At 67.7% G+C, this 19,888-nt stretch carries 18 protein-coding genes and 1 tRNA gene; 9 read left to right on the forward strand and 10 right to left on the reverse strand.

All coding sequences use genetic code 11. The features are described 5' to 3' along the window. The 7 genes from K309_RS0126755 to K309_RS0126785 all read right to left on the reverse strand — a co-directional run. Nucleotides 1–723, reverse strand: a 723-nt coding sequence (locus K309_RS0126755; protein ID WP_029049234.1) for a bifunctional UDP-4-keto-pentose/UDP-xylose synthase, incomplete at its 3' end; no start/stop codon positions are given. Then, the gene (locus K309_RS0126760) at nt 720–1,655 is read right to left on the reverse strand and encodes a formyltransferase (protein ID WP_029049235.1); all 936 of its coding nucleotides are present in this window, start codon (nt 1,653–1,655) and stop codon (nt 720–722) included. The genes K309_RS0126755 and K309_RS0126760, both read right to left, overlap by 4 nt. Then, nucleotides 1,655–2,647: a glycosyltransferase gene (locus tag K309_RS0126765; protein ID WP_029049236.1), complete on the reverse strand. Its 993-nt coding sequence runs from the start codon at nt 2,645–2,647 to the stop codon at nt 1,655–1,657. Before K309_RS0126765 ends, K309_RS0126760 begins: the two co-directional genes overlap by 1 nt. Beyond that, entirely contained in the window at nt 2,626–3,798 is a 1,173-nt protein-coding gene (locus tag K309_RS0126770) for a DegT/DnrJ/EryC1/StrS family aminotransferase (RefSeq protein ID WP_029049237.1), read from the reverse strand. The genes K309_RS0126765 and K309_RS0126770 overlap by 22 nt, the downstream gene beginning before the upstream one ends. A gap of 86 nt (nt 3,799–3,884) precedes the next feature. Then, nucleotides 3,885–4,256 (reverse strand): EamA family transporter, encoded by a 372-nt coding sequence (locus K309_RS0126775; RefSeq protein ID WP_029049238.1) that lies wholly within the window; start codon nt 4,254–4,256, stop codon nt 3,885–3,887. Between the two features lie 19 nt (nt 4,257–4,275). Then, the gene (locus K309_RS0126780) at nt 4,276–6,015 is read right to left on the reverse strand and encodes an ArnT family glycosyltransferase (RefSeq protein ID WP_029049239.1); all 1,740 of its coding nucleotides are present in this window, start codon (nt 6,013–6,015) and stop codon (nt 4,276–4,278) included. A 298-nt stretch (nt 6,016–6,313) separates the two neighbouring features. Then, a complete protein-coding gene (locus K309_RS0126785; RefSeq protein WP_029049240.1) occupies nt 6,314–6,877 on the reverse strand; it encodes an HdeD family acid-resistance protein in 564 nt (187 codons plus the stop codon). A 197-nt stretch (nt 6,878–7,074) separates the two neighbouring features. Here K309_RS0126785 and K309_RS0126790 point away from each other — a divergent pair, with 197 nt between their 5' ends. Continuing rightward, nucleotides 7,075–7,977, forward strand: coding sequence for a hypothetical protein (locus tag K309_RS0126790; protein ID WP_029049241.1), 903 nt, complete (start codon nt 7,075–7,077; stop codon nt 7,975–7,977). A gap of 71 nt (nt 7,978–8,048) precedes the next feature. Here the strand turns inward: K309_RS0126790 and K309_RS0126795 are convergent, their stop codons facing one another. Both K309_RS0126795 and K309_RS0126800 read right to left on the reverse strand, forming a co-directional pair. Continuing rightward, nucleotides 8,049–8,357 (reverse strand): hypothetical protein, encoded by a 309-nt coding sequence (locus tag K309_RS0126795; protein WP_029049242.1) that lies wholly within the window; start codon nt 8,355–8,357, stop codon nt 8,049–8,051. 195 nt (nt 8,358–8,552) lie between these two features. Next, nucleotides 8,553–9,494: an amino acid ABC transporter substrate-binding protein gene (locus K309_RS0126800; protein ID WP_029049243.1), complete on the reverse strand. Its 942-nt coding sequence runs from the start codon at nt 9,492–9,494 to the stop codon at nt 8,553–8,555. A gap of 249 nt (nt 9,495–9,743) precedes the next feature. On the opposite strand from K309_RS0126800, the gene K309_RS0126805 reads away from it, so the two are divergent. The 7 genes from K309_RS0126805 to K309_RS0126840 all read left to right on the forward strand — a co-directional run bounded on the left by K309_RS0126805 (nt 9,744) and on the right by K309_RS0126840 (nt 16,754). Continuing rightward, complete coding sequence (locus K309_RS0126805; RefSeq protein ID WP_029049244.1) at nt 9,744–10,853, forward strand: acyltransferase family protein; 1,110 nt, start codon at nt 9,744–9,746, stop codon at nt 10,851–10,853. 230 nt (nt 10,854–11,083) lie between these two features. Then, nucleotides 11,084–12,322 carry a GTP cyclohydrolase II gene (locus K309_RS0126815; RefSeq protein WP_029049245.1) on the forward strand — a complete coding sequence of 413 codons (1,239 nt, stop codon included), beginning with the start codon at nt 11,084–11,086 and terminating at the stop codon, nt 12,320–12,322. After that, nucleotides 12,319–13,641 (forward strand): URC4/urg3 family protein, encoded by a 1,323-nt coding sequence (locus tag K309_RS0126820; protein WP_029049246.1) that lies wholly within the window; start codon nt 12,319–12,321, stop codon nt 13,639–13,641. Before K309_RS0126815 ends, K309_RS0126820 begins: the two co-directional genes overlap by 4 nt. A 99-nt stretch (nt 13,642–13,740) precedes the next feature. Continuing rightward, nucleotides 13,741–14,448, forward strand: a complete 708-nt coding sequence (upp, locus tag K309_RS0126825; protein ID WP_029049247.1) for a uracil phosphoribosyltransferase — start codon at nt 13,741–13,743, stop codon at nt 14,446–14,448. Continuing rightward, complete coding sequence (locus K309_RS37590; protein ID WP_035878448.1) at nt 14,448–15,170, forward strand: TetR/AcrR family transcriptional regulator; 723 nt, start codon at nt 14,448–14,450, stop codon at nt 15,168–15,170. The genes upp and K309_RS37590 overlap by 1 nt, the downstream gene beginning before the upstream one ends. A 102-nt stretch (nt 15,171–15,272) precedes the next feature. Beyond that, entirely contained in the window at nt 15,273–16,559 is a 1,287-nt protein-coding gene (locus K309_RS0126835) for an amidohydrolase family protein (RefSeq protein WP_029049248.1), read from the forward strand. A 108-nt stretch (nt 16,560–16,667) separates the two neighbouring features. After that, nucleotides 16,668–16,754: transfer RNA gene (locus tag K309_RS0126840), tRNA-Leu, on the forward strand. Between the two features lie 124 nt (nt 16,755–16,878). On the opposite strand, the gene K309_RS0126845 is transcribed toward K309_RS0126840, so the two are convergent. Beyond that, the gene (locus K309_RS0126845; RefSeq protein ID WP_029049249.1) at nt 16,879–18,681 is read right to left on the reverse strand and encodes a GGDEF domain-containing protein; all 1,803 of its coding nucleotides are present in this window, start codon (nt 18,679–18,681) and stop codon (nt 16,879–16,881) included. A gap of 377 nt (nt 18,682–19,058) precedes the next feature. On the opposite strand from K309_RS0126845, the gene K309_RS0126850 reads away from it, so the two are divergent. Continuing rightward, on the forward strand, nt 19,059–19,886 hold the full coding sequence (locus K309_RS0126850) for a hydrolase (RefSeq protein WP_369796521.1): 828 nt from the start codon (nt 19,059–19,061) through the stop codon (nt 19,884–19,886). Nucleotides 19,887–19,888 lie beyond the last annotated feature (2 nt).

The following is a 19,888-nucleotide window of genomic DNA, read 5'->3' on the forward strand; positions in this document are numbered from 1 at the left end:
GCCGGGGTTCTCGATGATGCGCATCAGCGCGCTGATGCCGTCCGAGATATCGGCGAAGGCGCGCTTCTGCGCGCCGCCATCGACCAGCTTGATCGGCTCGCCGCGCACGATATGGCCGAGGAACTGCGTCACCACGCGCGACGAACCTTCCTTCGATTCGAAGATCGAGTCCAGGCCCGCGCCGATCCAGTTGAAGGGGCGGAACAGCGTGTAGTTCAGCCCTTGCTCCATGCCATAGGCGTGGATGACGCGGTCCATCAGCTGCTTGGAGCAGGCATAGATCCAGCGCGGCTTGTTGATCGGGCCATAGACCAGCGGCGAGGCTTCCGGGTCGAACTCGTCATCGCTGCACATGCCGTAGACCTCGGAGGTCGACGGGAACACCAGGTGCTTGCCGTACTTGACCGCGGCGCGCACGATCGGCAGGTTGGCCTCGAAATCCAGCTCGAACACGCGCAGCGGCTGGCGCACGTAGGTGGCCGGCGTGGCGATGGCGACCAGCGGCAGCACCACGTCGCACTTGCGGATGTTGTATTCGATCCACTCCTTGTTGATGGTGATGTCACCTTCGAAGAAGTGCATGCGCGGGTGGTCGACGAGGTCGCCGAGGCGGTCCGTGTTCATGTCCATGCCGTAGACCTCCCACGGCGTGGTTTCCAGGATGCGGCGCGTCAGGTGATGGCCGATGAAGCCGTTGACGCCGAGAATCAGGACCTTTTTCATCGGTGTTCCTCGTTCGTTTGTTTTCTGAGAATCTGGGAAAAGGTATCGGGCGTGACCGGCGCCCCGTCATGCGCCAGCAATTCGATGATGAGCACCGCGCCGCCATCTCCGCACACGCCCACGATCCTGCCGTCATGCACGTGCAGGCCGGGCGGCAACCCGCCGGCGGCGCTGGCGGAGCCGGCCTGAAGGCGGCGTGCCTGCGCCACGATGAAGCGCTCCCCTGCCACCTCGGTGAACGCGCCGGGATAGGGCGGCGCGACCGCGCGGATCAGGTTGTAGACACTGGCAGCCGGCTGGCTCCAGTCGATGCGGCCGTCTTCCGGCTTGCGTCCGGAAAAATAGCTGCCTTCCTCAAGCGGGTTGGGCCGCTGTGGCGTATTGCCGGCGATCATCGCCGGCAATACGCGCCACAAGGTCTGTTCGGCGGCCACGGTGACCTTCTCGAAGACTTCGCCGGCGGTGTCGTCCGGCAGGATCGGCACGGCGGTCTGGTCGACGATATAGCCGGCATCGGGCCTGGCCTCCATCGCATGCAGCGTGGCGCCGGTTTCGGTCTCGCCGTGCAGCACCGCCCAGTTCACCGGCACGCGGCCGCGATACTTCGGCAGCAGCGACCCGTGCATGTTGAAGGCGCCGCCAGGGGCCAGCGCCAGCACTGCCGCGGGAATCATTGCGCGGTAGTAGAAGGAAAAGATCACGTCCGGGTGCGCATCGCGCACTGCCTGCGCGATCGCGGGGTCGGCGGGGTCCTCGCCGTAGATGAAGGGAAGGCCCAGCTCCGCGGCGGTGTCCGCAACCCGGCGGAACCAGATGTTCTCGTCGGGACGGTCGCGGTGCGTGATGACCAGCGCCACTTCGACGCCGCGCGCATGCAGTACCCGCAGGCAGCGGTCGCCGACATTGTGATAGCCGAAGACGACGGCGCGCATTATCGCTCCACCTGCGCGGGGGCCGATGCGGCGCGCGCGGGGTCGGCCTCCAGCACCGCCTTGATGCGGTATCGCGGCCGGTCGCGCACTTCCTGGTAGATGCGGCCGACGTACTCGCCCAGCAGGCCCAGGCCGAACAGCAGGATGCCGATCAGGAAGAAGTTCATGGCGAACAGCGTGAACACACCCTGGACTTCAGAGCCGAACAGGAAGCGCCGTACCAGCAGCACTACCACCAGCACGCCTGAAAACAGCGACAGGATCGTGCCGATTGCCGAAAACCACTGCAGCGGCACGATCGAGAAGCCGGTCACCAGGTCGAAATTCAGGCGGATCAGCTGGTACAGCGAATACTTCGATTCCCCCGCGTGGCGCTGCTCGTGGCCGACCTCGATCTCGATGGGATTCGACGCGAAGGTATAGGCCAGCGCGGGGATAAAGGTGTTGACCTCGCGGCAGGCGTTGATGGTGTCGATCACGTTGCGGTCATAGGCGCGCAGCATGCAGCCCTGGTCCGTCATGCGGATCTTGGTGATGCGCTCGCGCAGCCGGTTCATCGCGCGCGACGCGTAGCGACGGAACGCGGTGTCATTGCGCTGGCGGCGGATGGTGCCGACGTAGTCATGGCCGGCGCGCATCGCCTCGACCAGGCGCGGGATTTCTTCCGGCGGGTTCTGCAGGTCGGCGTCGAGGGTGATGACGATCCTGCCGCGGGTATGCTCGAAGCCCGCCAGGATCGCCATGTGCTGGCCGAAATTGCCATTGAACAGCACCACCCGCGTCACGTCCGGGCGCTTGTGGAACTGCGCGGCCAGCAGGGCCGCCGAACGGTCGGTGCTGCCATCGTTGATGAAGATGACCTCGTAAGAGTTGCCAAGGCCATCCAGCGCCGGATAAAGGCGGTCGAACAGGGCTTGCAGCCCGTCTTCTTCGTTGTAGACCGGAATGACGACCGAAACTTCGACCGGGCTCATTTGGAGAGACGTTTGCATGTTTCGCTGAGGGTTGCGCAGACCCGCTCGACATCGGCGGCTTGCATCGCCGGGAACAGCGGCAGCGTGACGATGCCGCGCCCGATGCGTTCGGCATGCGGCAGCATGCCTTCGCGCCAGCCGAGCGAGCGGTAGTAGGTAAAAAGATGGACGGGCGGGTAATGCACGCCGGTGCCGATGCCGCGCTCGCGCATGGCTGCCATGACCTGCTGGCGCGCCTGCGCCGGACCGCCCTGCAGGCGCCCGGTCGGCAGCACCACCTGGAACATGTGCCAGTTGGTGGTGGCGGCCTGCGCATCGAGCGGCCGCGGCAGCTCGATGCCGAGCTCCGCCAGGCCACTGTCGGCGGCGCAGCGGAAGTAGGCCTCGGCCAGTTCGGCGCGGCGCGCGGTGATGGCGTCGAGCTTGCCGAGCTGCGCCAGGCCTACCGCGGCATTGACGTCGGTCAGGTTGAACTTGCCGCCGGGTTCTTCCACGTCCATGCCGTCCAAGCCGGTGCGGATCACGCCCTGCAGCCGCAGGCGTTCGGCGCGCACGGCTTCTTCCGGCGTGTTCATCACCAGGCAGCCGCCCTCGATGGTGGTGATGTTCTTGTTGGCCTGGAAGCTGAAGCTGACCAGGTCGCCGAAAGCGCCGATGCGCTGGCCCTGCCAGCGCGAATCGATCGCCTGGGCGGCGTCTTCGATCACGCGCAGGTCATGTTTCGAAGCAATGGCGTAGAGCCGGTCCATGTCGACTGGCAGGCCTGACAGGTACACCGGCATGATCGCGCGCGTGCGCGGCGTGATCGCGGCCTCGACCGCGTCCAGGTCCAGGTTGCGTGTGCGCGGGTCGATGTCGACAAACACCGGGCGCGCGCCGACCGCGATCACCACGTTGGCGGTGGCGACCCAGGTGATCGGGGTGGTGATGACTTCATCGCCGGGGCCGATATCCGCAATGCGCAGCGCGATTTCCATCGTCGCCGAGCCGTTGGCGAAAGTGCGCACCGGCCGTCCGCCGAACAGGTCCGACAGTGCGGCCTCGAAGGCCTGCATTTTCGGCCCCGAGGTGATCCAGCCGGAGGCCAGCACCTTGCCGACGTCGGCGATGGCGGCGGCATCGATTTCAGGCCGGACAAAGGGCAGGAAGTCGGAAGCAGGAGCAGTCATGGGCTTAAAAACGAAAGATCGACAATAAATCCGCGAAAAATCGGTCCCGGTCGGTGAGGCAGGTCAGGCAAGCCAGGGCGGCCAGGTCAGGAGCGGGCGATCAGGAAGACGCCAGCCAGTATCAGCAGGATGCCGGCCACGCGCAAGGGGCCGATCATCTCGCCGAACAGCCACCAGGCGGCGAGCGCGTTGACCACATAGCCGAGCGACAGCATCGGGTAGGCGACCGACACGTCCACGCGCGACAGCCCCACGATCCACACGCCGACGCTGACCACGTACAGGGTCAGGCCGGCCAGCACCGGCCATTGCGTCAGCACGCGCAGCGCCGTGACGAGTAGCGTGCCGCGATCCAGCGTGATCGCGCCGATGGCGTTGACGCCGGCCTTCAGCAGCAGCTGGGCGGCTGCGTTGAGCAGCACGCCGGTAACGATAAACAGGAAAGTCGAAAGCGTCATGGCGCCAGGTCGTGCAGGGTTACTGTCCTTGGGATGGCGCGTGCGGGCCCTCGCCCGGCAGTGCAAAGTTGGCGACCGCCACGCGCCGGCGGTCGCCGGCGATCCGGTGCATCGGCACGCCGCGCGCCGCCAGCATCTTGTAGGTTTCGGGCATCATGATCGCCACGGCGCGCTGGCCGTCCTGCCAGCGCGAGATAAAGCCGTCGATGGTGGGGATCCACTTCCGCGGCTCCTGCCCGATGCCGAACGCCAGTTCGTCCCGGTGCGCGACCATGATGACGGTGCGGCGCAGGTAGAACGGCAGCGTATGGTCCAGCATGCCGACGCTGTACAGCGGCATCTGCGGCGTCAGCACCGCATTGATCGCCGGCACCAGGTCCGCGCCGGAACTGGGCCGGCCCATCGCCTCGTGGCCACGCAGCGCCACCGTGCAGCAGGCGAACATCGCCAGCGCATACACCACGATGCTGGGAAATACGCCACGTGTGCGCAGCAGGCGCCGGGCAGCCACGGCCCCGGCCAGCATGATGGCAAAGGCAATGGCGATCCAGAAGGTGAATTCGCGGTACACGGCATTCGGCGTGCTCGGCTTGTCCAGCATGGCAACGAAGGGGCACGCCAGCAGCCCGATCACGCCCAGCGCAATCATGGCATTGACCTGCCAGCGCCACGCGCGTTCCGTGACCGTGTCAAGCGCCACGCCCGCCAGCAGCGCCAGTGCCGGGAAGATCGGCACGATATAGCCCGGCAGCTTGGATCCCGACAGGCTGAAGAACACGAAGATCGTCACGGCCCACAGCGCCGCCAGCAGCGCGGGCTGGAACGGCCGCGGCGAAGTGCCGCGCGCGACGCCGGCGCGCTCGCGCACCGCCTGCCACATCTGTGGTGCAAGCCCCAGCCAGGGCAGGAACCCGGCCAGCAGGAGCGGCACGAAGAACCAGATCGCGCCTTCGCGCTGGTGGACATGCGAGGTATAGCGCTGCCAGTGCTCGTGGATAAAGAAGAAATGCGGGAATTCAGGGTTGCGCACCGACACCAGCCAGAACCACGGCACGGTGACCGCGAGCAGCACCGCCGTGCCGGCCAGCAGATGGAGCCTGCGCCACAGGCCAGGATCGCGGGTGGCGAGGGTATAGACCACCAGCACCAGCCCGGGCAAGGCCAGCCCGACCAGCCCCTTGACCAGCACTGCCACGCCCATGGCGGCCCAGCACGCCAGCATCCAGTTGCGGCGCGCCGCGGGCGTGGCGTCCGGGTGCTGTGCGATGAGCATGCAGGCCAGCACGCACGCCATCGCGCCGGCCAGGGTCATGTCCAGCGAATTGAAATGCCCGGCGACATTCCACATCGGTGCCGCCAGCAGCGCCAGTCCGGCCAGCAGCGCCACGCGCTGCCCATACCAGCGCGCCGCGGCCAGCATGGTCACGCCCAGGCCAAGCAGGCCGGACAACGCCACGCTCAGGCGCGCCTGCCAGTCGCCGACACCGAACAGCGTATAGGCCAGCGTGGTCACCCACAGGTGGAAGGGCGGCTTCTCGAAGTACTTGAGTTCGTGATAGCGGATCGTCACCCAGTCCCCGGTGACGAACATCTCGCGCGCGATCTCGGCGTAGCGGCCTTCGTCGGAGCGCAGCAGGTGGCGCATGTCGAGCGTGCCGAACCAGACCAGCAGTACGGCAAGGCTGACCAGCACGACAGCACTGGTGGTGGTGGCACCAACCGACAGCCCGGCATACCGCGAGGTCGATGAACTACGCATAGAACTCCTGGAAAGACGACGGATTGGGATGGTCTTGCGTGGGTGCGCGATGACGGGAAGCCATCACAACGCATCAGGCCGTCCATTGGTGGACAGCCAACCGGCGACCTGGTCAGGGCAAGCCGGAAGACATGCTGGATGGCCGCGCCGACGGCCGTTGCCGAGCGCCTGGGACGCCACAGCCGCGGCGGAGGCACGCGCGGCGGGCAATGGTAGCACGGCGGCGGGGTGCCCCTTGAGACGCCACGGTCCGGACGACGGGCGGGCGGCGAGCGCCGGTAGGCCCGCAGGATGGCGCTCAGGCCGCCTGGACGCCCGCTGCGGCCGGACGCGCGCGGCGCAGGCGGAACGCGACGGCGATCAGCAGGATGCCGCACACGATGGCCCATGCGCCGATCATCCACAGCACCGCCAGCGCCCCCGCCAGCGGCTGCCACAGTACCAGGAAGGCAAAGGCAATGCTGACCAGGCCCGCCAGGATCAGCCACCATTCGTTGGGGATCTCCTTGCGCAACCGGATCGCGGCGACGATCTGCAGCACGCCCGTGGCCAGCGTCCATACCGCGATGTAGACCAGCAGCGACAGCGCGGTGATGGCCGGGCTGAACCATGTCAGCGCGCCCACGCCGAGGCCGAGCAGGCCCTGCAGCGCAAGGATCCAGCGGTCGCTGGTCTCGCGGTCCCTGCCGGAGATGGCCATGACCAGGGCCATCAGCCCGTCGGCCGCGGCAAAGGCGCCGAATACGATCACCAGCGCGGCCAGCGTGGCGATCGGCGCGAAGAACGCGCAGAAGCCGAAGACCAGCGCAAACAGGCCGCGCAGGGCGACCACCCACCACAGTTTCGCGTAGTACTGAAGCATGGAACCTCCCTCTGGGCCCGCGCGGGCCGGTACACGGGAAAAGCCCGGCGGCCTCAGGCATGTGGCCCTGGCCACCGCTAAGGGTCAGCGAGATAGCCACTTGCACGAAAAACACCAATAATCTGAGTGGCCAGGCGGACGCCTGGCAGGCCGGGCGCGATATCGGGGGCGCCAGGTCATTCTAGACAGGGATTCATGTGAAGACAAAGGCGCAACAGTACCGGCTTGCCAGCCTTGCCGCAGTGGCGTCCACGCTCCTGGCCATGCCGGCAGCGGCGCAGCCGGCGGCGCCCGCCGGTGCCGCCGCGACAGCCGTCAATGCCGCCGCGCAGGTGGCTGCCACGCAGATGGCCGCGTCGGCGGCGGCCGTGCTTTGCAACGCGCCATGGTTCCGCTCCGGCTCGCATGTGCAGCTGGAGGGCGACGGCGCCATGCCGATGTCGATCCGCATGACGCTGCGCGATGTCGGGCGCAGCGCATCCGGCTGCCGCGCGCAGCTGACGGTCAGCTCCAAGTCGGCGATGTCGGCGCTGATGGGGCCGCCGGTGATCATGGAACAGGTGCATGAGGTCGTGATCGACCGGCGCACGCCCGATGACGAGACCAGCATCGAAAGCCAGCGTGCGATCATCAATGCCCGCGCCCGCTATGCGCGCATGTACGGCGAAGCCTCGTTCCGGGGCAAGGGCGTCTTCAACTACGCCGGCATGGATCTGCGCGAAGGCAGCAGGCTCGAAGGCGAGACGTTCCAGTCCAGCGTATCGCTCAAGGTCTATCCCCTCGGCTCCGACGAAGTGGTCAGCACCATGCGCGCCCTGCATGCATCGATCCATATCGGCTCGCGCCAGGTGGGCCGGCGCCAGGTGATCGAAACCGTGATGGGGCGCAAGGAATGCCTGCCGATCACCTATGAGAAGCGCACTTCGCTGGGGCCGGTGATGGTGGGCGAGGAAGTCGTGCAGGTCGAACCCTCGCTGATGCTCGTGACCGACTGGTACTGCCCGTCCGAAGCCTTCGTGCTGCGCACCGAGGTGCGGCAGGACGGCAATGTGCAGCGCATCGACGTCACCGCGCTGGAGCGCGACACGCAGGCGCCATAAAGTGGCGTTGGCCCGCGCAGGGCACAAAAAAACCCGCCTCGGCGGGTTTTTTCGTCGGAGCCATTGCCGTTTCAGCTGGCGGCCGGCGCCGGAGCGGCCTTCTTCTTGGCCTTCGGCTTGGAGGACTTCTTCGCCGGCTTCGGCTCGGCGGCCGGAGCGGCGGGGTTCAGGTCGCTGCGCGTGCTCTTGTTCGCGCCCTGGCTGTACGGGTCGAACTTGTCGCCGGCCTTGGCACCCTGCGAGTACGGGTCGAATTTCTCGCCCGACTTTGCACCCTGGGAATACGGATCGAACTGCTTCTTGCCGGTACCCTGCGCCTGGGCGGCCAGCGAGGCGGCGCCGAGGCAGAGCGCGATCGCGGTCGCGACAAACTTGTTCATGGTTTCTCCTGAGAAATGCCGCCGTCGGGCGGTCGTGTATGTGGCCTATCCCACGCAGGGATGGCTCGGGCCAGTGTCGCCAACATCGTTTGTCGCTGTCAACTTGGGGCTTGCCCGGCGCGGCACTCTCATGGAAACCCTGAATTGCGGCCGCGGTCCGGCTGCGGGCGGGGTCTTGGCTGGCGGGATCCCGGGTTACTCGGTGACGGCGTCGGAAGGATGCTTCCACGCCGCGCGCACCTCGCCCGAAGGCGTCAGCGCCAGGTTGATGCCACGACTGCCGATCGGCTGCTGGAACCAGCGCTTCTGCAGCGCGACCACGTCCGGGCCGGTGAAGGCAGTGGCGAGCGCCTGGTCGACCAGGCGCTTCCATTCCGGATCAGCCTTGGACAACATCAGCGCGTTCTGCTCGACCGACAGCGACGGGCCCACGATCAAGTACTGCGACGGATCCTTGGCGCGCGCACGCAGTCCGGCCAGCAGCACGTCATCCATCACGAAGGCCTGGGCGCGGCCGGATTCGAGCAGCAGGAACGACTCGCCATGGTCCTTGGCGTAGACGTCGTGGTAGCCGTACTGGCCCTTCAGGCGGCGCACGTGGCGGTCGCCGGTCGAGCCCGCGCTGGTGACCACGGTCTTGCCGCGCAGGTCGCCAAGCGAGCGGATGCCAGAGTCGGCGCGGACCAGCATGCGCACGGTCGAGACATAGTGCGAGACGCTGAAGGCCACCTGCTTCTGGCGCTCGAGCGAGTTGGTGTTGGGGGCGCAGTCGAGGTCGACCAGCCCGTTGACCACCGCCGGAATGCGGTTCTGCGGCGTCAGTGGCATCCAGCGCACTTTCAGGTCTTTCAGGCCCAGCTTCTGGCGCGCCGCTTCGGCGGCGCGCAGGCACAGATCGACCGCGTAGCCGGCCGGCTGGCCCTTGTCGTCGGCAAAGGAAAAGGGCAGCGCGGATTCACGGTAGCCCAGCACGATGGTGCCGGAATCGCGGATCTTGTCGAGCACGGGAGTTTGCGACTGGGCATTGGCCGCAGCCGGCGTCAGCGCGGCGGCCATGACACCGAAGGCGAGCGCCGCAAGGGGGCGACGCGCGCTGGACAAACGGGCAAGCAGGGAAGACAGGACAGAGACGGACATTCGGGAAACCGGATAGCTGGCCGGCGGTGCGGCAAAGACGCTAGGGTATACCCCAGCCTTCGCTGGGCGAAGGATAAAGTCGTCATAAGCAAATGCCTCTCCGGTGAGACATGGAAGCCCAAAGCAGGCAAAGGGCAACAATCGCTGCCAGTGTGTAACCAATCCGCAATTTGTGGATACGACGCCACATGTCTATCAGGGCAAACGGGTAGAATCGCGCCTTCCGTGCGCTTTGTCATTCCAAGAACAATGAGCCCCCGTCCGTCACGCCTGCCCTGCATCGACGCGCTCAAGGCGGTCAGCTCCCAGCTGATCGTGCTGCATCACCTCGCTTTCTACGGTCCGATGTCCGACACTGCCTACCGCCTGGCCCCAGGGGTGGTGGACTGGCTGTATGACTACGCCCGCATCGCCGTCCAGGTGTTCCTGGTGATCAGCGGCTTCCTGGCCGCGCGCAGCCTGGCACCGCACGGCCGGCTCGAAATCCGCGAACATCCACTGGCGATGCTGTGGCGCCGCTACCTGAAGCTGGTGGTGCCATTCGCCGTCGCGCTGCTGCTGAGCATTGCCGGCTCCGCGCTGGCGCGGCAGTGGATGATCCATGAATCGATCCCGGCACCTGCGCACCTGACGCAGTTCCTGGCGCACCTCACGCTGCTGCATAACGTGCTGGATGTTGATGCGCTCTCGGCCGGTGTCTGGTACGTCGCGATCGACCTTCAGCTGTTCGGGCTGCTGCTGGTGGCGCTGTGGGCCGCACGCGCCCTGGTGCCGCGCCAGGCGCAGGCGGGCGCCGTTGCCGGCATCGGCGTGGTCGCGCTGCTGGCGGTCGCGTCGCTGTTCTGGTTCAACCGCGATGCCGCCTGGGATATCTGGGCGGTGTACTTCTTCGGCGCCTATGGCATGGGCACGCTGGCATGGTGGGCCTCGAACCCGGGCCGGTCGGCCATGCCGATGCTGGTGATCGGCGCGGTGGCGCTGGCGGCGCTGATCGTCGATTTCCGCTTGCGCATCGCCGTGGCGCTGGCCACCGCGCTGCTGCTGGCCATCTCCCGCCGCGGCGGCTGGATGGAGCGCTGGCCGCGCGGCCATGTGGTCGGTTTCTTCGGCCGCATTTCCTATTCGGTCTTCCTGGTGCACTTCCCGGTGTGCCTGCTGGTCAACGCGCTGGTGTCGAACCTTGCGCCTGGGGAGCCGTTGCTGAACGCGCTGGGCATGGCGGCCGCGTGGGCACTGAGCAACGTTGCCGGCGCGCTGTTCCATCGCTACGTGGAGAGCGCAAGCCCGCTGGCCGGGCTGCGGGCGGCGTGGGCCTGGCTGTCAGACTCGCGCGGATCGGCGAGCCGTCCTACTGTCTAAGGCTTGCAACCCTGCGCGCGCGGCGTTGCCTCCTGCTGGTGCGCGCGCACCGTCGGCGTCATGTCCCCGGCACGCCCTGCGTGCATGCGCGTCGCCCCGCTTGCGTACGGCTCCATACGGAGCGCGGCAAAACTCGCGTAAACCGGCATTGGGCGATGGCATGAACGTTGCCTAGTATGGAAGTGTAAACCTGACCGTTTGGTCAGGATTCCATCGGAACCGAGGGTGCCATGTCCGACCATATCGTCCTCACTTCGCACGCACGCCGCGGCAAGCCGGCCGAGCCGATCCACTGGGGGGCGCCCACCGCAGCCGAACGCGGACCAGTGATCGCGAGCCTGGCGAATCCCGCGCAGCGCAATGTGATCGGCACCCATGCCGGCGCCTACGCCATCTACCGCGCACTGGCGGTCGCCAGCGGCTCGCTGCAGCGCGACCATCGTCCCGACCTGACCGATACCGCCCCCGCCGAGGCCATCGGCCCGCACCCGCAATGGGCCGATCCGGAAAAGATCGTCTCGCTCGATCCCTGGGGCCACCTCGTTTCCTCCGTCTTCGCCGACCGCATTGCGGCGGGCGTGGATATCCGCCCGACCATTGCCGTCACGCGCGCGCATATCAACATGCCCGAACTGATATCGGCGATGGCTGCCGGCCGGCTGACGCCGGACGGCAGCATCCTCTATGCCAATGGCGACGTGCGCGTGACCAAGGCGGCGGTCGATCCGGTCTGGTACCTGCCGGGGCTGGCGGCGCGCTTCGGCATCAAGGAGAGCGTGTTGCGGCGCAGCCTGTTCGAGCAGACCGGCGGCATGTTCCCGGAGCTGGTCACGCGGCCCGACCTTAAAGTGTTCCTGCCGCCCATCGGGGGCATGACACTGTACTTCTTCGGCGACGTCAGCCAGCTCGGCAAGCCCGAGACCAAAGTGGCTTGCCGCGTGCACGATGAATGCAACGGATCCGACGTGTTCGGGTCAGACATCTGTACCTGCCGGCCATACCTGGCACATGGCATCGAAGTGTGCATCGAGATGGCGCAGCAGGGCGGTGTGGGGCTGGTGGTCTACAACCGCAAGGAGGGCCGCGCGCTGGGCGAGGTAACCAAGTTCCTGGTCTACAACGCCCGCAAGCGGCAGGCGGGTGGCGACCGCGCCGAGACTTACTTTGCCCGCACCGAATGCGTGGCAGGCGTGCAGGACATGCGTTTCCAGGAGCTGATGCCGGATGTGTTCCACTGGCTGGGCATCCGTCGCATCGACCGCTGGGCGTCGATGAGCAACATGAAGCATGGCGCGCTGGTGGCGCAGGGCATCGAGGTGGTCGAGCAGGTGGCGATCCCCGAAACCCTGATCCCGGCGGACGCCCGTGTCGAGATCGACGCCAAGGTGGCGGCCGGCTACTTTACGCGCTACACGCCGCCAGATGCCGATGAACTGGCCCTGGCAAAGGGCAGGGGGTTGAACGAATGACAATGTATCCCGAAGAGGATCGTGGCGGCATGGACCGTCGGGGAGCAGGCGAGGAAATGCGTCCGGGTGGGGGCTGGCTCAGCCCCGTGCCGGAAGGGCACCCCGCTTCCGCGCTGCTGTGCGCGGAGGCCGTGCGCACACATTGCGCGGCGGTCACCGAGCACGTGGCCAGCGGCGCGTCCGAATTGTTTACCTGGCACCCCGACCGCATCCACGCGATCGCCGACTACGTGGCCAGCACCATCCGGCAGCGCTATCCGGACCTGCAGGTGCCTTATCACAGCCGCTGGCGCCACTTCGAGAGCGGCGGCGTCGACCAGCGTGTGGACCGCTGGCAGGTGCTGTGCGAGCGCGCCGGCCTGAGCGGGCCCGAGCACCGCGAAGAGCGCGCCCGCATCGGCATCGACCTGGTGATCCCGAGCGTACTGCTCGACGCCGGCGCGGGCCCCGACTGGCGCTACCGCGATCCGGCCAGCGACCTGGTGCTGACCCGCTCCGAGGGGCTGGGCGTGGCCAGCTTCGTCTTGTTCGCACGCGGCGGCTTTTCCGCGGCGCCCGGCGACCCGCTGCGCGCGGATGCCGAGCGGCTGCAGCGCATCGATGCCGACAGCATCGCCCACGCCTTCCAGGTAGCGCAGCACAACCCGCTGGTGGGCCTGGAAGGCCGCGCCGGGCTGCTGCGCCGGCTGGGCGAGGTGATGGAAGCTACGCCGGCGCTGTTCGGGCGGCCCGCGCGGCTGGGCAACCTGTTCGACTACCTGAAGGCACATGCGGTCAACGAGCGGCTCGACGCCAGCTTTCTGCTGCGCACGCTGCTGGTGGGGCTGGGGCCGGTCTGGCCGGGGCGTATCGTGGTCGAGGGTGTGTCGCTGGGCGATTGCTGGCACCATCCTGCCGCGCCCGGCGGGCTGGTGCCATTCCACAAGCTCACGCAGTGGCTGACTTATTCGCTGCTGGAACCACTGGAAGATGCGGGCCTGACGGTCACCGGGCTGGATGCGCTGACCGGGCTGCCTGAGTACCGCAACGGCGGCCTGCTGTTCGACTTCGAACTGATGGTGCCGCGCGATGCGTCCTTTATCGCCGAGCCGCATGCGGTGGACGAGCCCGTGATCGTCGAATGGCGCGCGCTGACGGTGACTGGCCTGGACCTGGTGGCCGATGGCGTGCGCCAGGCGCTGGGACTGGCGGAAGCCGACTTCCCGCTGGCGCGCGTGCTGGAAGGCGGCACCTGGGCCGCAGGCCGGCGCATCGCCGCCAAGCGGCGCCCGGGCGGTGCGCCGCCGTTCAGCATCGTCAGCGACGGCACCGTGTTCTGAGCACGGCGGGCGCCCCTGCGCCCGCCGCGATCGCGTTCCGCGATCTGCAAGGTTTGCGTTGGATAACGTGGCATCAAACATGGCATCAGGAGCGTCCCCATGAACGACATGTCCGCTGTTCCCGCTGCTCCCGACGCTGTTCCCGGTGTAGCCAGCCGCGACGACAACGCTGCCGGCATGCCCGGCGTGCTGGTCGTCGACCATCCGCTCGTGCAGCACAAGGTCACGCTGGTGCGCAGCGAGGAAACCACCACCGACAATTTCCGCCGCCTGGTGCGCGAGATCAGCCAGTTGCTGACCTACGAAGCCACGCGCGACCTGGCGATGGAAACCATTTCCATCCGCACCCCAATCGCGCCGACGCAGTCGCGCATACTGTCGGGCAAGAAGCTGTGCCTGGTGTCGATCCTGCGTGCCGGCAATGGTTTCATCGACGGCATGCTGGAATTGCTGCCGGCGGCGCGCGTCGGTCATATCGGGCTGTACCGCGACCCCGAGACGCTCGAGCCGATCGAGTACTACTTCAAGATGCCGGAAGATATCCACGAGCGCATGGTCATCGTGGTCGATCCGATGCTGGCCACCGGCAACTCGGCCATTGCCGCGCTGAACCGGCTGAAGGAGGCGGGCGTCACCACCATGAAATACGTGTGCCTGATCGCCTCGCGTCCGGGCTTGCGCGCGCTGCGTGCCGCGCATCCCGAAGTGGGGATCGTCACCGCCGCGATCGACGAGACGCTCAACGAGCACGGCTACATCGTGCCCGGCCTGGGCGATGCCGGCGACCGCCTCTACGGCACACGGTGATGGACCCGGGCGCCAGCGCCACACCGCGCCGGGCGCTGCCGGCGCATGGCATACCGCTTGCGCACGAAGGGCCTGCCGGCCGCATCCGGCAGGAAAACCAGGCCATGATCATGCGCGCGGCCGAGTACGTGTTCGCGCGCGCGGGGTTTGCCGGCGCCACCATGGCCGAGATCGCGACGCGCGCCGGCGTGCCCAAGTCGAACCTGCACTACTACTTCCGCACCAAGCAGGCGCTGTACCGCGCGGTGCTGGCCCACACGCTGCAGCTGTGGCTGTCGGAGACCGATATCATCCGCGCCGAACTGCCGCCGCAGGTGGCGCTGGAGCAGTACATCCGCGCCAAGATGCGCTTGTCCGCCAGCCATCCCGACGCCTCGCGCGTGTTTGCCAACGAACTGCTGCACGGCGCGCCGGAGATCGGCGAGATCCTGCGCCATGCGCTGCGCGAACTGGTGGCGCGCAAGGCCGCGGTGGTGCAGCAATGGATCGACAGCGGCCAGATGGCACCGGTGGACCCGCAGCACCTGTTCTTTACCATCTGGGCCGCAACGCAGACCTATGCCGATTTCGAGTCGCAGGTCTGCGCCGTGCTCGGTGTGAGCCAGTTGGGGCGGCAGGACTATGCGCAGGCGACCGAGCACCTGGTGGCGCTGCTGCTGCGCGGCTGCGGCCTCGCGCCCGAGGCCATGACCATGCAGGTGCTGGCTGACAGGCAGGGGTGAGCGCATCGTCCGTACCGTCCGCACGCGCGCTGCCTGCGCCCCGCGCGGCCATGCGATCATGCGCCGTGCTTTCCGTCTGAACCTTCCCCTTCAAGAGACGCCATGCTCGACCTGATCTTGCGGCACTGCAACCTGCCCGACGGGCGCACCGGCATCGATATCGGCATTGCCGAAGGCCGCATCGCCGCGGTGGAACCGGCGCTGGCCGCGCGGGCCGCCGAGGAAATCGATGCCGCCGGCCAGCTGGTGACGCCGCCGTTCGTCGACGCGCATTTCCATATGGACTCGACGCTGTCGTACGGGCTGCCGCGCGTGAACCAGTCCGGCACGCTGCTCGAAGGCATTGCGCTGTGGGGCGAACTCAAGCCGATGCTGACGCAGGAAGCGCTGGTCGAACGCGCGCTGGCCTACTGCGACTGGGCCGTGGCGCGCGGGCTGCTGGCGATCCGCTCGCACGTCGACGTCTGCGATCCGCGCCTGCTCGCGCTGGAAGCGCTACTGCACGTGCGCGAGCGCGTGCGTCCTTACCTCGACCTGCAGCTGGTGGCGTTCCCGCAGGACGGCGTGCTACGCGCGCCCGGCGCGCTGCAGAACCTGACGCGCGCGCTCGACATGGGCGTCGAGGTGGTCGGCGGCATCCCGCATTTCGAGCGCACCATGGCGCAGGGCGCGGAATCGGTGCGGCTGCTGTGCGAGCTGGCGGCCGAGCGCGGGCTGCGCGTCGACATGCATTGCGACGAAAGCGACGACCCGCTGTCGCGCCATATCGAGACGCTGGCGAGCGAGACGGTGCGGCTCGGCCTGCATGGCCGCGTGGCCGGCTCGCACCTGACCTCCATGCACTCGATGGACAACTACTACGTGTCCAAGCTGCTCCCGCTGATGCGCGAGGCCGGCGTCGCGGCAATCGCCAACCCGCTGATCAACATCACGCTGCAGGGGCGGCACGACAGCTACCCCAGGCGCCGCGGCATGACGCGCGTGCCTGAACTGCTGGCGGCCGGCGTGCCGGTCGCGTTCGGCCACGACTGCGTGATGGACCCGTGGTACGCCCTGGGCTCGGGCGACATGCTTGAAGTCGCGCATATGGGCCTGCATGTGGCGCAGATGACCGGGCAGGAGGCGATGCGGGCCTGCTTTGCCGCGGTGACCACGGCGCCGGCGCACATCCTTGGTCTGGACGGCTACGGCATCGCGCCGGGCTGCAGGGCCGACCTGGTGCTGCTGCAGGCGCGCGACCCGGTCGAGGCGATCAGGCTGCGCGCCACGCGGCTGCGCGTGCTGCGGGCTGGCAAGACCATTGCCGCCACGCCGCCTGCGACGGTGGCGCTGCAGTTGCCCGGACGGCCGGCGCACGTGGATTTCATGCGGCGGGGTGGCGAGCAGTAGGTTCACGCAGCATGCCCACGAAGATTTTTGTGTAGGACTGTTGACAACGTCTTGTATCGGCGGCATAATTTTCTTCTTCGCAACGCAGCAGCAATGCAGCGAAACGAAGCCCAGATGGCGGAATTGGTAGACGCACTAGGTTCAGGTCCTAGCGGTGGCAACACTGTGGAGGTTCGAGTCCTCTTCTGGGCACCAATATTCGGAAAGGCTCGCGCAAGCGAGCCTTTCGTCGTTTACGGGTCTCGTCCAGGGTCTCGATCCAGGGTCTCGTCCAGGGTCTCGATCGCAGGCCCCGCCGATCGAAATTCCGCCGGCAAGCTCAGGCCGCCGGTGCCTCTTCATTGCATTGCGCTTCGCGCACGCAGTTGCGTCCTTCCGCCTTGGCCCGGTACATCGCGGCATCGGCCGCGGCGAACAGCTGCTGCCAGTGGCGTGCTCCGCCGTGCCCGATCGCGACGCCGAAACTGGCCGTCACCTGCAGGGACTTGCCGCCGGGCATGCGCACCGGGGCACGGGCCAGCGCCGCGCGCAGCGCTTCGGCCTGCGCGGCGGCCTCGCCCGGGCGGCCATGCGGCAGCAGCAGGGCGAATTCCTCGCCGCCGAAGCGGGCCAGCACGCTCTCCGGCGGTACCAGCGCGCGCATCAGCGTTGCCACCTCGCGCAACACTTCGTCGCCGGCCGCATGGCCATGGCGGTCGTTGATCTGCTTGAAGCGAACGACGTCGATCAGCACCAGGCTGGCACTGTGCTGCGCCGGGTAGCGGGCCGCCACCAGCTCCAGCGCGCGCCGGTTCAGCAGCCCGGTGAGGCTGTCGGTGCGTGCCTGGTGCTCGAGCTGGGCCGTCAGCGAGGCGCGTTCGCGCAGCTTGCGGCGCAGGATATCGATGGCATCGAACAGGGGCCGCAATTCCGTTGCGCGCGGGGCCATGCGCGGGGCCATTGCAGGCGGCGCGGCGTAGTCCGGATGGCCGCGTTCCTCGGCCAGGCCGATCACTTCGTCGCGCGCGCGCAGCAGTGGCAGGAACACCGAGCGCTGCGCGAACACCAGGATGTAGCCGAGTACCGCCAGGATCAGCGCCGTTGCGCCGCAGGCGGCCGCCAGCTCGCGCAGCGCCTGCGCGCGCGTGGCGGCGAAATGCGCGACCACCTCGTCCAGGAACACGCGGCGCAGCCGCTCCAGCGGTTCCAGCGTGCGCACGTAGCGATTCGTCAGTTCCTCGGGCGTCATCGAATAATGGCCCGACGCGCGTCCTTGCGCGACCAGGCTGTCGATCATCGCCATGCCCTGTCCGAAAAACTGGTGATTTGTGTCGGCGTAGGCGTGATCCAGCGCGGGCGAGTCGCCGAACATGTTGTACGCCGGACCGGCCAGCTGCCACAGTTCGAGCAGCCGTCCGCGCGAGCGCGTGGCATCGACCAGGCTCTGCACCGGCATCGGCTGCCGCGCTGCCACGGGCGCCATGATCTGCGAGGCGATGCGCCCGCCATACTCGCGCAGGTCGCCCAGCATCTTGCCGGTCAGGGCGGCTGCCGCCAGACCTTCGTGACACGCGGACAATTCGCGCACTTGCCACGCGATGGCCGGCTGCAGCATGTCGACCACGTTGAACATGCTCTCGATCGCATGGCGGATCGCGTCCATGTCGCGTTCTGCAAGTGGGCGCGCGGCCAGCTGGTCGATCTCGGCGCGCGCCCGTTGCAGCCGCTCGCGCACGCGCTCGACCATCAGCGCCGGCAGGTGGTGGCTGTGCAGCCCGAAGGGCGGCGCGGGTGGGGCGGCCAGGCGCTGCAGCGCGGCGTCGCTCAGCGCGCGCATGGCGCGCAGGCGTGCGCGCGCGGCGCTGTCGGCCAGCGGCGGTTCGCCCAGCACGCTGTTGGCCGGCCCCCGTTCGGCGGACAGCACGTTGGCGGCGTCGAGCACGCCACGGTATGCCGAAATGTCGTGGAGGTTCTGCCGTGCGGCCATGAAGGTGCCGAACGAGCGCGCGATCACCAGCGCGGCCAGCACGAGCGTGCATAGCCCGCCGACCGCCGTCGCGATCGCCAGCTTGCGCTGCAGGCTGTTGCCACGCCGCGCTGCCGTCGCGGCGTTACGCCGGCGCGCGCGTTGCCACTGAGCCATCGGTGTTGCTCCCGGCGGCCGCGAGCCGGGCAGTGCATGGGAGATTCGTCATTCTCGCCATTATTGACGAAAAGGGGCATTTAAAGCGCAAAGCCGCGGCGATTTGATCCGGGCCATCCGAGCCGACGTGCGTCGCCGCATGTCCGACCGCGGTCGTCGTCCGGAACGCGGCCATTGCCAGCGCGCGGAGACCAACATTCCCCGCTAACGCAAGCAGGCGGATTGACCTATCCTCAAGCTCATCGGGCAGGCAGATATAACGTCCGAAGGTGGTTGCCATGACTATGGTCTTGTCATCATCGAGCGAGAGGGAGGAGGCGGGGTCTTGCCCCGGGTGGCACCCGTGTGCCACGCATCCGGGTCTGATCCGGCACCACTTGCAATGCTGCAGCATCCTGGCCGTGCTGATGTGTGCGCTGGCCCACGCGGATGATGCGGTTCCGGAAAGGGTTGTCGACAGCCAGGGCGTCTCCGGGTGGGACCAGCCGCTGCAGGCGCGGGCCGCGCCAGCGCCGGTCGCCGAGGCACCCGAGGCGCTGGTGGCCGACGCCGACATACCGGCCAATGCGTCCACTTTCTTCAGTAGTGCCCCCGAACCGGTCACCGTCGAGTACGCGACGCGGTCGCCCGAGCCTTCGTCGTCATTGCCGCTTGCGATGGGAGCGGGACCGGACGACGACGCGCCGGGCCCGGCCGTCGTGGACCGCGATCCCGCCGCCGTGGTCGATCGCCCGCGCCGCCTGACGCTGCACCTGGACGATGTCACCAGCGCCAGCGGCTTTGTCGACGGCAGCGTGCGCACCATGGCGCTGGCTGTCGATGCAGTGGTGCCGCGCGCCGGCGGCCTGACGATCCAGCCGCGGCTGCAGCTGGCCTATCAGCCCGGAATGTCGCCGGTCAGCGGCGTGCAGGCGCAGGGCATGCCCGGCGATTCCAGTGCCACCGGCATCGGCATACGGCTCTATGGCGCGCAGCCGACACGCCTGGCCGGCATCTATCCGTTCGTTGAAGCCGACTGGTGGCAGGACAGCCGCAAGCAAAGCATCAACATCAACGGCACGAAGATCGATGCCGACCTGCTGCGCGGGCTGTTCTCGTTCAATATCGGCGCGCATGGCAACACGGCAACCGGCGTGAAGCTGTGGTTCAAGGTGAAGGCGGGGCGCAATCCGGGGGGTACGGTCGGCGCGAGGTACCGGTGGTAGTT

Source organism: Cupriavidus phytohabitans (assembly GCF_000426345.1).
GTDB lineage: Bacteria > Pseudomonadota > Gammaproteobacteria > Burkholderiales > Burkholderiaceae > Cupriavidus.

Coding starts and splice junctions, on each gene's coding strand:
- K309_RS0126760 (WP_029049235.1), bottom strand. CDS start 1,655: ATGCGCGCCGTCGTCTTCGGCTATCACAATGTCGGCGACCGCTGCCTG.
- K309_RS37590 (WP_035878448.1), top strand. CDS start 14,448: ATGGACCCGGGCGCCAGCGCCACACCGCGCCGGGCGCTGCCGGCGCAT.
- K309_RS0126845 (WP_029049249.1), bottom strand. CDS start 18,681: ATGGCTCAGTGGCAACGCGCGCGCCGGCGTAACGCCGCGACGGCAGCG.
- K309_RS0126835 (WP_029049248.1), top strand. CDS start 15,273: ATGCTCGACCTGATCTTGCGGCACTGCAACCTGCCCGACGGGCGCACC.
- K309_RS0126800 (WP_029049243.1), bottom strand. CDS start 9,494: ATGTCCGTCTCTGTCCTGTCTTCCCTGCTTGCCCGTTTGTCCAGCGCG.
- upp (WP_029049247.1), top strand. CDS start 13,741: ATGAACGACATGTCCGCTGTTCCCGCTGCTCCCGACGCTGTTCCCGGT.
- K309_RS0126805 (WP_029049244.1), top strand. CDS start 9,744: ATGAGCCCCCGTCCGTCACGCCTGCCCTGCATCGACGCGCTCAAGGCG.
- K309_RS0126820 (WP_029049246.1), top strand. CDS start 12,319: ATGACAATGTATCCCGAAGAGGATCGTGGCGGCATGGACCGTCGGGGA.
- K309_RS0126815 (WP_029049245.1), top strand. CDS start 11,084: ATGTCCGACCATATCGTCCTCACTTCGCACGCACGCCGCGGCAAGCCG.
- K309_RS0126795 (WP_029049242.1), bottom strand. CDS start 8,357: ATGAACAAGTTTGTCGCGACCGCGATCGCGCTCTGCCTCGGCGCCGCC.
- K309_RS0126785 (WP_029049240.1), bottom strand. CDS start 6,877: ATGCTTCAGTACTACGCGAAACTGTGGTGGGTGGTCGCCCTGCGCGGC.
- K309_RS0126775 (WP_029049238.1), bottom strand. CDS start 4,256: ATGACGCTTTCGACTTTCCTGTTTATCGTTACCGGCGTGCTGCTCAAC.
- K309_RS0126770 (WP_029049237.1), bottom strand. CDS start 3,798: ATGACTGCTCCTGCTTCCGACTTCCTGCCCTTTGTCCGGCCTGAAATC.
- K309_RS0126765 (WP_029049236.1), bottom strand. CDS start 2,647: ATGCAAACGTCTCTCCAAATGAGCCCGGTCGAAGTTTCGGTCGTCATT.
- K309_RS0126780 (WP_029049239.1), bottom strand. CDS start 6,015: ATGCGTAGTTCATCGACCTCGCGGTATGCCGGGCTGTCGGTTGGTGCC.